Below are 12,118 nucleotides of genomic sequence, written 5' to 3'. Positions count from 1 at the left end.
CCTATAGGACGTCAACGCTCGGACGTTGCGGGATTGGTGGCGGGCGGTCAAACGGCGGTGCGGACGGTGATCGCGAGGGTGGCCTCGTCGCCGGGGGTCGGGGTGATCCCGACGAGCTCGTGGCCGCGCAGGCGAGCCCAGGCGGGGACGTCGTACTCGGCGGCCGGGTCGGTGGACAGCACGGTGAGGAGCGTTCCGGCCGGGACGCCGCGGGCGGCCTTCGCGAGCTCGATGACCGGCAGCGGGCAGCGCAGGTGTCGGGCGTCGATGACGATCGACGCGGGCTCCGGCGCGGCTCTAGTCACCGTCACAGGTCGCCGACCCCGAGCAGGTCCCGGACCCGGCGGACCGCACCGGGCAGCACGGCGAGGAACCGGTCGACGTCGTCGTCGGTGACGCTCGGCGGAAGTGTCAGCCGCACGTTTCCGTGCGTGAGCACGCCCATCGCGGCGAGCACGTGGCTCGGCTCGAGCGCGCTCGACGTGCATGCCGAGCCGGAGCCGACCGCGAAGCCGAGCCGGTCCAGCTCGGTCACGAGCGCCTCACCGTCGACGTACAGGCAGGAGAACGTCACGACGTGCGGGAGTCGCCCGACCCCGTCGCCCACCACCTCGACGTCGGGCACGGTCGCGGCCACGGTCGTGCGGATCCGGTCGACGAGCGCCCGCCGGCGGGCGTCGGTCGAGTCGCGCTCGGCGACGGCGTGCTCGAGTGCGACCGCCGCGGCAAGGGCCGTCGGCACGCTCACCCCGCCCGGGAACCACGCGTCGTCGTCGGCGGGCCAGTCCGGGGACCAGCGCACGCGCGGGCGCACGACCAGCACCCCGAGCCCACCGGGTCCGCCCCAGTCGCCGGGGTCGGCGGCCAGCACGTCCCAGGTGTCCGGCAGCTCGACATGACCCGCGCTCGCACCGACGTCGAGCAGCAACGGGACGCCCGCCCGGCGTGCGACGCCGGCGATCTCGGCCACCGGTTGCACGGTGCCGACCTCGCCGTTGGCGTGCTGGAGCGCCACCAGCGCCACGCCCGGCGCGCCGAGCGCCGCGATCATCGCCGCCGCGTCGACCCGGCCCGCCGCGTCGACCGCGACCGTGACCCGCCGGCCCGGCCCCGCACCGCCGGGCTGCGCGACCACGAAGTCCGCGGCCTGCAGCACGGCGGCCCGCTCGACCGCGGACACCACGACGTCGCGCCCCGCCCGGCGCCGTCCCCGGGCGATGCCACGGACCGCGGCGTGCAGCGAGGCGGTGTGCGAGCCCGAGAGGAAGACCTCCTCGGTGCGGGCGCCGAGCTGCGACGCGATCGCCGCGCGCGCGCCGTCCAGCAGTGCGCGGGCCTGGCGGCCCTCGGCGTGCAGCCGGCGCGGATCGGCCCAGCCCTCGTCAAGGGCCTGGATGAAGGCGGCGCGTGCCGCCGCCCGAAGCGGCGCGCGACCGCCCGCGTCCAGGAAAGTGCGTGCTCCGGGAATGGTGTGCGTCACAGTACGCACGCTAGCGTCCGCTCGCGGCCCGGCAAACACGGGTGTTCGCCGCACTCGGGGGTGCGCTGGCACGCTAGGATTCGCGAGTCGAGGACGAAGGTCCCGGACCAGCGGCGCGGTCATCCGGCGGCTGCCGCAAGCGGGACGTTGACGTGACGCGAAAGGCCGCACCTTGCACTCGGAAAAGCCCCGCCGGAACAGGCGACCAGCACTGAAGGTGGCCGCATTGGCCGCCTCAGTTGCCGTCGTCCTCACCGGCTGCTCCGCCCAGGCCCAGCGCGGGTTCCTCCCCGGATACAGCGACGGGCAGGTCACCAACCAGACGGCACGGATCACGAGTTTGTGGGTCGGTTCCTGGATCGCGGCCCTCATCGTCGGCCTGATCACCTGGGGGCTGATCCTCTGGTGCGTCACCGTGTACCGCAAGCGTAAGAACGATGAGACGCTCCCGGTGCAGCTGCGCTACCACGTGCCGCTCGAGATCATGTACGTGATCTTGCCGATCGTGATGATCGGGGTCCTGTACTACTACACGGCCCGCGACATGACCGAGATCCAGGACACGTCGAGCCACAAGCCGGACATCACCATCGGCGTGATCGGCAAGCAGTGGAGCTGGGACTTCAACTACGTCGACGACAACGTCTACTCCAGCGGCGTGATGGCGCCCGACGTCGGCAAGTCCGGCAGCCTGAACACCCTGCCGACGCTGTACCTGCCGGTCAACGAGCGGGTCGAGTTCTCGCTGGACTCTCGCGACGTCATCCACTCGTTCTGGATCCCGGCGTTCCTGTACAAGGAGGACGCGATCCCGCAGCGGACCAACCACTTCCAGGTCGTGCCGACCCGGCTGGGTGTGTACGCGGGCAAGTGCGCCGAGCTGTGCGGCGAGAACCACTCGGCGATGCTCTTCAACGTTGCCGTGGTCTCCCGCGCGGACTACAACAAGGAGATGGACGAGTTGCGGTCCAAGGGACAGTCGGGTCAGCTCGGCACCACGTACGACCGCCTGCAGGATGCGCGACATGAGCCGGTAGCGAAGAAGGAGGGGAACTGATGGCCACCACGATCGAGACGATCCCGGGCCTCGCGCCCCACCGTCAGACCCTCGGGCGAACCGTGGTCAAGGTCATCACGTCGACCGACCACAAGACGATCGGGTACATGTACCTGGTCACGTCGTTCATCTTCTTCTGCATCGGCGGCGTGATGGCGCTGCTGATGCGCGCCGAGCTGTTCGAGCCCGGCATGCAGATCCTGCAGAGCAAGGAGCAGTACAACCAGCTCTTCACGATGCACGGCACGATCATGCTGCTGCTGTTCGCGACACCGCTGTTCGCGGGCTTCGCGAACGTCATCATGCCGCTGCAGATCGGTGCGCCCGACGTCGCGTTCCCGCGGCTGAACATGTTCGCGTACTGGCTGTACCTGTTCGGTGGCCTGATCGCCGTCGCCGGCTTCCTCACCCCGCAGGGCGCCGCGTCCTTTGGCTGGACCGGGTACGCACCACTGTCGAACGTGACGTTCACGCCGGGTGCCGGCGGAGACCTGTGGGTGTTTGGCCTCGCGATGACCGGGTTCGGCACGATCCTCGGTGCGGTCAACTTCATCACCACGATCGTCACGATGCGCGCACCCGGAATGACGATGTTCCGGATGCCGATCTTCACCTGGAACATCCTGGTCACCAGCATGCTCGTGCTGATGGCGTTCCCGCCGCTGGCAGCCGCGCTGCTCGCGCTCGGCGCGGACCGGCGGCTCGGAGCGCAGGTGTTCAACCCCGAGAACGGGGGCGCGATCCTCTGGCAGCACCTGTTCTGGTTCTTCGGGCACCCGGAGGTCTACATCATCGCGTTGCCGTTCTTCGGCATCGTCTCGGAGATCTTCCCGGTGTTCAGCCGCAAGCCGATCTTCGGCTACAAGGGCCTGATCTACGCGACGATCACGATCGGCGCGCTCTCGGTGACGGTGTGGGCGCACCACATGTACGCCACCGGCGCGGTGCTGCTGCCGTTCTTCGCCCTGATGACGATGTTGATCGCGGTGCCGACCGGTGTGAAGTTCTTCAACTGGATCGGCACGATGTGGCGCGGCAAGGTCACGTTCGACACCCCGATGCTGTGGTCGCTCGGCTTCCTCGTCACGTTCCTCTTCGGCGGCCTGACCGGCGTGATCCTGTCCAGCCCGCCGCTGGACTTCCACGTCACGGACACCTACTTCGTGGTCGCGCACTTCCACTACGTCGTGTTCGGCACCGTGGTGTTCGCGATGAACGCCGGCTTCTACTTCTGGTGGCCGAAGTTCACCGGAAAGATGCTCGACGAGCGGCTCGGCAAGATCCACTTCTGGATGCTCTTCTTCGGGTTCCACGGCACCTTCCTCATCCAGCACTGGCTCGGCGTCATCGGTATGCCTCGCCGGTATGCGGACTACTCGCCCGAGGACGGCTTCACCTGGATGAACCAGGTCTCCACGGTCGGCTCGGTGCTGCTCGCGGCCTCGACCCTGCCGTTCCTGTGGAACGTCTACACGACCTGGCGCAACGCGCCCAAGGTCACCACGGACGACCCGTGGGGCTACGGCGGTTCGCTCGAGTGGGCGACCAGCTGCCCGCCGCCGCGGCACAACTTCACGTCGCTGCCGCGGATCCGCTCCGAGCGTCCGGCCTTCGACCTGCACCACCCGGAGGTTGCGGCCATGGACCATGCGGAACCTGACGTCGAGCTCCTCGGGCAGCTGGCCGGCTCGTCAGGCCGCAGCGAGGGGGAGAACCGATGAAGAACGAGACCAGGCTGTTCTTGTACCTCGTGCCGTTCTTCGCGATCAGCGGCGTGGTGTACGCGTTCTGGAGCCACGGGGAGCCTGTCGGCTCCGCGGGGATGCTGCTGGTGGCCGCCGTCGTCGGGATGATCGGCGCGTACTTCTCGCTGCTCACCCGCCGGATCGACCCGCGGCCCGAGGACGACCAGCACGGTGAGATCGAGCACGGCGCCGGCGACCAGGGGGTCTACAGCCCGTGGAGCTGGTGGCCGCTGGTCATCGCCGGCGCCACGACGATGCTCTTCCTGGGCCTGGCGATCGGCTGGTGGCTCCTCTACGTGGCCGTCGCCATCGGCATCATCGGCCTGGTCGGCTGGGTCTTCGAGTTCAGCCGAGGCCAGCACGCCCACTAGCCCCACCCGCACCACCGCACCCCCGCCGAGGTAGTACCTCCGCGCCGACATAGAGCCCTGCAACGCTCTATCTTGGCGTTCGGGTACTACCTCGGCGGACGTGTTTCTTTCGGCGGGGGAGCGCGGCTAGCTGCCTCCGAGTTGGGCTCGGACGCGGGGATCGTGAATTCCGCGCAGCGCCGGGATGCCCGAGCCGGCTACCCAGAGCGTCGCTGCCACCATGCCACCGGCCCCGACGAGCATGGCGGTCGGTGCACCGGCGTGCGCGGCCAGGAGGCCGCCGCAGCCGGCGCCGATCGGCACCGCTCCCCAGGAGATCAGCCGGTACGCGGCGTTGACCCGACCGCGCAGGTCCTCCCGCAGCCCGGTCTGGCGCAGGCTGACGGCGTGCACGTTGGCCACGCCGATCCCCACGCCCATCGTGACGAAGATGGCGCACAGCACGGGAAGGACAGGGACTCCGGGGCGGGTGATCACCGACACCGCGAGCGGTGCGGTATTGCCGACGGCCATGGTGACCAGCAGCACGCGGCCGTAGCCGAAGCGCCCGGTGACCCGCGGGCCGAACCACGCGCCGACGAATGAACCCACGCCACCGGCGGCGAACACCAGGCCGACGGCGCCGGCACCCAGGTGGAGCCCCCGCACCAGGTACAGCATCAGACCCAGGACGAATATCTCGTTGAACAGGTTGAACGTGGTCGCCTCGCCGAGGAGGCCCCGGATGTAACGATTCCGCCAGGCAACCCGCAGCCCCTCGCGGACGTCTGCGCCGGAGTTCCGATTCTTTCCGGGCACCACGTCGGGCTCCACCGCCCGCCTGATCCGCGACAGGCTCGCCGCGGAGAGCAGGAACGCGACCGCGTTGACGGCCATGGCGACGGGCGCCGAGATGGCCTGCACGAGCAGACCGCCCAGACCGCGGCCGCCGATCTCGTTCACCGACGCAGCGGCGGCGATCTTGCCGTTCGCGTCCACGAGCTGATCCGCGCGGACCAGGCCCGGCAGCAGGGCGAAGTCCGCGTGCTGGAAGAGGACCGAGAGGGTCCCGGCGGCGAACACGATCGCGTAGAGCAGTCCCATGCCCGCCACCCCGGTCCATACCGCGATCGGCACGACCGCGATCAGCGCGAAGCGGCCGACGTCGGCGCCCACCATGAGCGCGAGCAGGCGGCGCGGGCGACGGTCGACCAGCACGCCGATCGGGAGCGTCGCGAGGAGGAACGGCAGGAACTGGGCGACCCGGAGGAACCCCACCTCCGAGGCGCTCGCCGACAGGCTGAGGAGGGCGAGCAGCGGCAGCGCGAGCTCGGCGATCTCCGCGCCGAACCCCGACACCGCCGAGCCGACCCATAGGGGGTACGGCCAAGATAAGCGTAAAAGGGGCCATGAGGTGATCGAGGACCCGCCCGGCAGGGCATGCCAGCACGCACCGCGAACGGTGGCCAGACTCGACCAGCGGCGGCATGCGACCGGCAGGGTGAGCGTGCGGACGGCGATCAAACGGTCCGGGACTCGGCCCTGACCATCCGTCGCGGACCTGGCAGACGACCTCGACTGGCATGGTGAAGACGACTCAACGACTCGTTGACCCGGCCGCCGCTGGTGGTGGGGCTCGTGCGCTTGCTCAGGTCGGCGCGGTGCTGGGGTCTTCGTCCCGCAGTGCGCGGTAGATGGTGGCGCGGGAGACCCCGTAGCCGGCGACGAGTTCGGTGATGGATTCTCCGCCGGTGCGCAGCGCGCGGATCTGACGAACTTGGGCAGCGGTGAGTTTGCCGGGGCGTCCCGAGTGTCGGCCGCGGGCACGGGCGGCCGCGCGGGCCGCGGCGGCCCGTTCGTGCATGAGTTCGCGTTCGTAGCCGGCCAGGGCGGCGAAGATGCCGGCGAGCATGCGCCCGGTGGCGGTGGAGTAGTCGATGCCCTCGCGAAGCGACTTCAAGAGCACCCCGGCCTCGGTGAGAGTCTCGATGGTCCGGATCACTCCCGACAGGGACCGGCCCAGCCGGTCGAGCGCGACCACGACCACGGTGTCCCCGTCGCGGATGTAGCCGAGCAGGGCGACCAGTCCAGGCCGGTCCTCGCGGGCCCCGGAGAGGTGGTCGGTGAAGATCCGCTCACACCCCACCTCGTTGAGCGCATCGAGCTGCTGATCCAGGGATTGATGATCGGTACTCACACGGGTAACCAACGACTTTCGCCATCCCTGAACTGTCTCAGAAGTCGGCGGGGCGACGCGACCGGGTACGCCGACTTTCGTACCGACTTATGAGACGCCAAGTCCCGCTTCGACGTCGGCCGCGAACCGTCTCACGGTGGCTGTCTCACAACCATGGAAGTTGGGACAGGGTGAGCCGTTGGAGTCCAGTCCCTCACCCGGTGATTGGCAGGAAGCGTGGCGGCCGACGTTGCGACTGCTTCCACGCCGCGTGGCGGCGGCAGGACGACGGGCGAGTTCCCTGGAGTGGTGTAACTCGGACACAGCAGGACGAGCACCGCCGACCTGCGTGCTGCGCCCCGGAACTTCAACACGGCTGTGCGTCCATCGCGTCAAGCGCCGCCTGCGCGGCGGCAACCACTGTTGGCCATCTTGGATCGGCAAGGTAGTCCGTGTCAGGTCGATTGCCCAAGTCTCGAATCATCGGGCCAAGCGCGTTGTCGAGTGCCCGCAACGCCGGGACATCGGCCTCGAGGAGCACGTCGGGGACAGCGGACTCGGGCGATGGAAGCACCTGGCAGTCGTCGTAGAGGGTGTTCACGTTGAGCGTCAGGTCGTCGTAGTAGTTAACGCCCTCCTCCCAGCGACCCCAACGGGTCGCTTGGTGCACCGGATCGCTGAACGAGCGAAGCGCAGCGATCACCTCGTTCCTCATCTCCGGGAAGGTCACCTCACTCGTCATGGTGCGTTCCAAGAGGTCCAGTTGAGCCAGTCCGAGAGGGGGAGGTGCGCCTGGGGGTTGTCCCGGAGGCTGCCAACAATCGGCTCACCGTCCGGGCCCAGGATTCGCCCGCCGCTGCGAACTACAACGTGGTCGACCTGTTGACTCGGCGAACTCGATCCGGGGACTCCTTCATCAATTCGGATGCCGTTCGCCTTGGGCGCTGGGGTCGACGGTGAGGAACTGGCCTTTACCGGGGGCGTATTAGCGGGCGCGCATCCAGAGGAAGCCGGTCTCGGTCTCGGTGTACTGCCCGGCGAACCCGAAGGGGCTGGTGGCCCCGGTGGTGGTGCGGGTGCCGTACGGGTGTACGTCGCTGTGCCCGCGCTTGCCCCGGCGGTGTTGGTGGGCATCCGGATGGAGCCGAGCTGGTCGCAGTGCCCGCGACAGAGGCACGATGGCTCGGCAACGTGTCGGCCTACTGCGCAGTCGCGCCTATCCGCATACCCAGTCTCGAAGGGCATTTTTTCGGCTGGTCAATTCGGTCTCAGAGCCCAAGCGCGCCGCAAGCGAGCCACCTGTTTTGCGGCAACTACTCATTCAGGAGACCCCGCAAGGTTCAGGAGACCCCGCAAGGCTTGGGCAGCATCAAGGCACTCGAGCCAGATCTTGCCGGAGTTGACGGCATCTTGGAAGGTCCCAAACTTCCCTATGGTTGTTACGAGCCTTTCAAGCGCGTCCGAAAGGTGGACAAAAGCTACGAGTTCCCTTTCGTCCACCAAAATGTGACCTATCAACTCACTGGGATCAGACGTTGCGAGCTCGTCGACCACGAGCAGCACGGCATCGTCGAAGTCCATCTCGTCTTCATTCATCATCACCCCCCGCAGCCAGCGCCGCTCGTGCAACTCCTCATCACTTAGCGCAGCAACAGCGTCGCTCAGCCGCGACCGGACCTGTGGATTCATTATTCGATAGTCCTCACGGAACGTTCCAACTTGACCAGGTGAGCCACTCATCTAAGGGAAGGTGATCTGCGATTTGTGCTCCACCGCTGCTGATATGCACATGGTCCACCTGCTGTAGCGGATTGTAGTGTGACGGCTGGCCCTGATCGATTCGCACGTAGTTGGTGCCGGGCTTGGCGCTTGGGTCAGACCACCGAGTACCCTCTCCAATCCCCCTGGATGGGGACCCGGGCCCCCATTCGCTGGGGATCTTTGAGGTCGCTTCTGGACCAGGGAAACCAGTCGCTGCTTCTTCTGCGCCCTCTGTGGCGGTACAGACCGTTGCGTCTGCTTCGCCCGCGGCGAGTACTCCTGCCCCTGCGACGGTTGCGCCGCCCACGACGGTGGCTCCTTCGACCGCGACGGCGGTTGCTCCGACCGCGACCGTTTCCTCGACACCCGCGGCCGCAAAGATCGCTAGAGCGCCTGCCACGGCACAAGGTCCGGCGGCAACGCATGCAACGAGGAGAGTGACACCGAGGACGGCGCCGCCAATGGCCCACCAGCCCCCCGCCGTTGAGGCCGGTGGGGTCGGTGTTGGTGATCGGGTTGCCGCTCGCGTAGCTGTATCGGGCGCCGGTGATGACGGCGAGGGGGTCGACGGTGAGGAACTGGCCCTTGCCGGGGGCGTAGTAGCGGGCGCGCATCCACAGGAAGCCAGTCTCGGCGTCGGTGTACTGCCCGGCGAACCCGAAGGGGCTGGTGGTTCCGGCGGTGGTGCGCGTGCCGTACGCGGTGTACGTCGCGGTTCCCGCGCTGGTGCCCGCGGTGTTGGTGAGCATCCGGATGGAGCCGAGCTGATCGCAATGCAGGTAGGTCGCCACCCCGGCGGTGGTGATCTGCGCGTAGGGGACCCCGGTCGGGCCGTACAGGTAGGTGTTCGTCCCGTCGCTGATGATCCGGGGCAGGCCCTCAGCTGTGTCGTACACGAACGTGCTGGTGACCCCGGCGACGGTCTTGGACGCCCGGAGCCCGTCTCCGTTGTAGGCGTAGGACGCGGTCGTGGTCGCGTTGGCGAACGTGTTGAGCCGGTTCGCCTGGTCGTACCCGTAGTTGTCGACTGTGGTGCCGCCGGGGGCGGTGGTGGTGGACTTGGTTCGGTTCCCGCGGGCGTCGAACACGTACGCGGTGGACGTCGTCCCCGCGGTCGCGGTGGTGAGCTGCCCGGCGGCGTCGTAGGCCTGGGTGATCGCGCCGTTGGTGGTCAGCTCGTCGGCGTTGTCGTAGGCGTAGGTGGTGGTGTTCTCCTTCGTGACCCGCCCGAGGGTGTCGTTGGTGAACGTCCGGGTCGCGCCCAGGCCGGTGGAGGTCTCCTTGGTGATCTGGCTGGCGGCGTCCTGTGTGTAGCCCAGGGTCCCCAGTGTGGTCGCGCCCTTCGCGATCGTGGTGGTGATGGCCCGCCCGGGGTTGTCGTACGCGGTAGTGGTAGTCACCCCGTTCGCGGCTACCTCCCCGGTCCAGGCCTCGTTCTGGTCGTAGGTGAACGTCGTGGTCGCGCTCAACCAGCTCGCCGAGGAGGTCAGCGCCCCGTCCGCCTCGTAGCCCTGGGTGACGGTCTTGGACCCTGGGTAGACCAGGGTGGTGGCCTGGTTGCGCAGGTTGTACCCGTACCCCACGGTCCCCCCTGGGGAGGCCTGGTTGGTCAGGCGCCCCAGGGAGTCGTAGGTGAAGGTGGTGGTCCCGGTCCCGTCCACGAGGGTCGCGGGCCGCCCGGCGGAGTTGTAGGTGCGGACCGCGGAGTGGGTGGTCCCGTCGGAGTACGTCGTGGACGTCAGCTCACCGGCCGCGTCGTACGCGCTGGTGGTGACCTGGCTCGCCGGGTCAGTCTTGGTCAGGACCGCGCCACTCGCGTCGTACGTGTACGTCGTGGCCCGGTTCAGGGCGTCGGTGACGGAGGCGACCCGGCCCAGGGTGTTCTCGGCGAAGCTGGTCGTGTTGGACTTCCCGTCGACCTGGGTCTTCAGTGCCCCGTCGGGCCAGTAGGTACTGGCCAGGGTGGTGCCACCCGGCCGGGTCACCAAGATCGCCTCCCCAGCCAGGTCATACCCGGTAGTGGTGACCCGGTTGAGCTGGTCCTTCTGCGTCAGGGCCCGCCCGTCCAGGTCGTACGTCGCCGAGCTCACCAGGGGTGTGGTGGTCGTGGCGACGCTGGCGGACAGGACCCGCCCCGCGGGGTCGTAGGCGTACGTGGTGGTGAACTGCGCCGCGTTCGCGCCGGCCACGTTCCCCTTGGGTGCCACGGTGGTGAGGCGCTGCCCGATGCCGTCGTACGTTGACGTCGTCTTGCGCCCTTGCGGGGACGTGGACGAGGCCACGTGACCGGTCGCGTCGTACGTGTTCAGGGTCGTGTTTCCCAATGGGTCCACGACCCCGGTGACGTCCTGCTTGTGGGCGGTCGTAGCCCGCTGGTAGGTGCCCGGAGCAACTCTCAACCTGCACGCCCACCTGTCACACGCAGCCTTCATCCAGGTCGGCAGCGCAGAGGCGACCATCACTTCCGAAGCTGGCACGGACCACGCTCGGACCAGCATCTTCTACGCCCCATGGGTGCTCATAGGCAGCGCTCTGCTCATCTTCGTGCTCGCCCTTTTCGGTGCGTGGCGGACCGTCCGCTTCGTCCGCCGTGCCCGACGCGCCATCGCCCAGCTCGACGCCAGCGGGTCCGGACCTGCTGCTTCAAACGGGGAATCTCGCGTCGAGGAAGCGGGCACGATCCTGCCAATGGATGTTCCTGCGCAGGCGACTGGTCGCCACGCGCTTGACGCCCTCCCGGTCGGCCAGGGCAGGGAAGGACGTGGCGGTCTACTCGGGGAGGTACCAGCGCAGCAGCCCGAAGTCCCGATTCGTCCCGCCCCGCCACAAGTTGCCCAAACAGGCGAGAGGCTCGCCGTCCCGGAAGTAGGCAGCGGTCCGGTCGTGCGCGGCGCGGTCGGCGACGGCGAACCAGTCACGCCGCCCGAGGACCGACCCACGCTCCCCGCCGTCTACCCGTATGTACCCGCAAACGACGTGACCGACTAGCGAGGCTGGCGCACGTCACCGGACAAGAATCAGGTCAGCAGGGGGCATTGATGGGGTCATCTACCCGGGAAGTTCAACGAGCCGACGTCGCGCCCTCGATCGAGTGCCGAGTCCTCGGAGTACAGCTCCGGGATCTGTTGTCCGCCTGTAGGCCGCCACGCTCGATGACCATGGCTGCGTCGCTTTTGGGTGACGATGCAGATTCGGGCATTTCGGGCGGGAGGGTTGGGGTTTCGTGGTCACGATGTCGCGCTCGTGGTCAACGTGTCGCCGTCGTGGTCAAGGTGACGTCGGTCGGCGCCGGTCGGCGGGCGCGCCTGGATGAAAAGTGGGCTCGCGGCGGTCGTTGGGCGGCCGAGGGCGTCGCGGGGCAGGGATCGGCCCGTGCCAGGGGCGCTGTTCACTTCGCATGACACTTGTTACTATCTGTCATGACTAGTGAACGGAGGTGACCGCGATGGCCACCGCACTTGACTCTCTGCCGGCGACGTTCGAGCAGCGCACCGCCGCGAAGGCCGGAGTCAGCTCCACGGCGCTGCACCGCCACCTCGAGGCCGGTCG

The 12,118-nt window shown here is 68.2% G+C and carries 11 protein-coding genes; 3 read left to right on the top strand and 8 right to left on the bottom strand.

The window, feature by feature from the left end:
• Window positions 1-47: 47 nt before the first annotated feature.
• Both VIM26_RS00595 and VIM26_RS00590 read right to left on the bottom strand, forming a co-directional pair.
• Window positions 48-305 carry a sulfurtransferase TusA family protein gene (locus tag VIM26_RS00595; RefSeq protein WP_331948366.1) on the bottom strand — a complete coding sequence of 86 codons (258 nt, stop codon included), beginning with the start codon at window positions 303-305 and terminating at the stop codon, window positions 48-50.
• A gap of 2 nt (window positions 306-307) precedes the next feature.
• On the bottom strand, window positions 308-1,480 hold the full coding sequence (locus VIM26_RS00590) for a cysteine desulfurase family protein (protein WP_331948365.1): 1,173 nt from the start codon (window positions 1,478-1,480) through the stop codon (window positions 308-310).
• 172 nt (window positions 1,481-1,652) lie between these two features.
• Here VIM26_RS00590 and coxB point away from each other — a divergent pair, with 172 nt between their 5' ends.
• From coxB to VIM26_RS00575, 3 genes are read left to right on the top strand one after another with little or no spacing between them, the layout of a single operon-like run.
• Window positions 1,653-2,537, top strand: coding sequence for a cytochrome c oxidase subunit II (gene coxB / locus VIM26_RS00585; RefSeq protein ID WP_331948364.1), 885 nt, complete (start codon window positions 1,653-1,655; stop codon window positions 2,535-2,537).
• On the top strand, window positions 2,537-4,258 hold the full coding sequence (ctaD, locus tag VIM26_RS00580; RefSeq protein ID WP_331948363.1) for a cytochrome c oxidase subunit I: 1,722 nt from the start codon (window positions 2,537-2,539) through the stop codon (window positions 4,256-4,258). The genes coxB and ctaD overlap by 1 nt, the downstream gene beginning before the upstream one ends.
• The gene (locus tag VIM26_RS00575; protein ID WP_331948362.1) at window positions 4,255-4,653 is read left to right on the top strand and encodes a cytochrome c oxidase subunit 4; all 399 of its coding nucleotides are present in this window, start codon (window positions 4,255-4,257) and stop codon (window positions 4,651-4,653) included. The genes ctaD and VIM26_RS00575 overlap by 4 nt, the downstream gene beginning before the upstream one ends.
• A gap of 126 nt (window positions 4,654-4,779) precedes the next feature.
• Here VIM26_RS00575 and VIM26_RS00570 read toward each other — a convergent pair whose 3' ends face one another.
• The 6 genes from VIM26_RS00570 to VIM26_RS00545 form a co-directional block, all read right to left on the bottom strand.
• Window positions 4,780-6,156, bottom strand: a complete 1,377-nt coding sequence (locus VIM26_RS00570; RefSeq protein ID WP_331948361.1) for an MFS transporter — start codon at window positions 6,154-6,156, stop codon at window positions 4,780-4,782.
• Between the two features lie 124 nt (window positions 6,157-6,280).
• Window positions 6,281-6,829 (bottom strand): recombinase family protein, encoded by a 549-nt coding sequence (locus VIM26_RS00565; RefSeq protein WP_331948360.1) that lies wholly within the window; start codon window positions 6,827-6,829, stop codon window positions 6,281-6,283.
• A 346-nt stretch (window positions 6,830-7,175) separates the two neighbouring features.
• The gene (locus tag VIM26_RS00560; RefSeq protein ID WP_331948359.1) at window positions 7,176-7,550 is read right to left on the bottom strand and encodes an SCO4402 family protein; all 375 of its coding nucleotides are present in this window, start codon (window positions 7,548-7,550) and stop codon (window positions 7,176-7,178) included.
• A 243-nt stretch (window positions 7,551-7,793) separates the two neighbouring features.
• Window positions 7,794-7,985 (bottom strand): hypothetical protein, encoded by a 192-nt coding sequence (locus tag VIM26_RS00555; RefSeq protein ID WP_331948358.1) that lies wholly within the window; start codon window positions 7,983-7,985, stop codon window positions 7,794-7,796.
• A 140-nt stretch (window positions 7,986-8,125) separates the two neighbouring features.
• The gene (locus VIM26_RS00550; protein ID WP_331948357.1) at window positions 8,126-8,497 is read right to left on the bottom strand and encodes an SCO4402 family protein; all 372 of its coding nucleotides are present in this window, start codon (window positions 8,495-8,497) and stop codon (window positions 8,126-8,128) included.
• Window positions 8,498-8,682: 185 nt separating this feature from the next.
• Window positions 8,683-10,968, bottom strand: a complete 2,286-nt coding sequence (locus tag VIM26_RS00545; RefSeq protein ID WP_331948356.1) for an RHS repeat-associated core domain-containing protein — start codon at window positions 10,966-10,968, stop codon at window positions 8,683-8,685.
• Window positions 10,969-12,118: the final 1,150 nt, after the last annotated feature.

Source organism: Pengzhenrongella sp. (assembly GCF_036565025.1).
In the GTDB taxonomy this organism is placed as follows: domain Bacteria; phylum Actinomycetota; class Actinomycetes; order Actinomycetales; family Cellulomonadaceae; genus Pengzhenrongella.
Note: the sequence above shows the minus strand (reverse complement) of the source record. Positions and strands in the feature narration are given on the sequence as shown.

Bases quoted from the DNA above. Each gene is read 5' to 3' on its own strand.
- VIM26_RS00560 (WP_331948359.1), bottom strand. From the start codon at position 7,550: ATGACGAGTGAGGTGACCTTCCCGGAGATGAGGAACGAGGTGATCGCT.
- VIM26_RS00550 (WP_331948357.1), bottom strand. From the start codon at position 8,497: ATGAATCCACAGGTCCGGTCGCGGCTGAGCGACGCTGTTGCTGCGCTA.
- ctaD (WP_331948363.1), top strand. From the start codon at position 2,537: ATGGCCACCACGATCGAGACGATCCCGGGCCTCGCGCCCCACCGTCAG.
- VIM26_RS00575 (WP_331948362.1), top strand. From the start codon at position 4,255: ATGAAGAACGAGACCAGGCTGTTCTTGTACCTCGTGCCGTTCTTCGCG.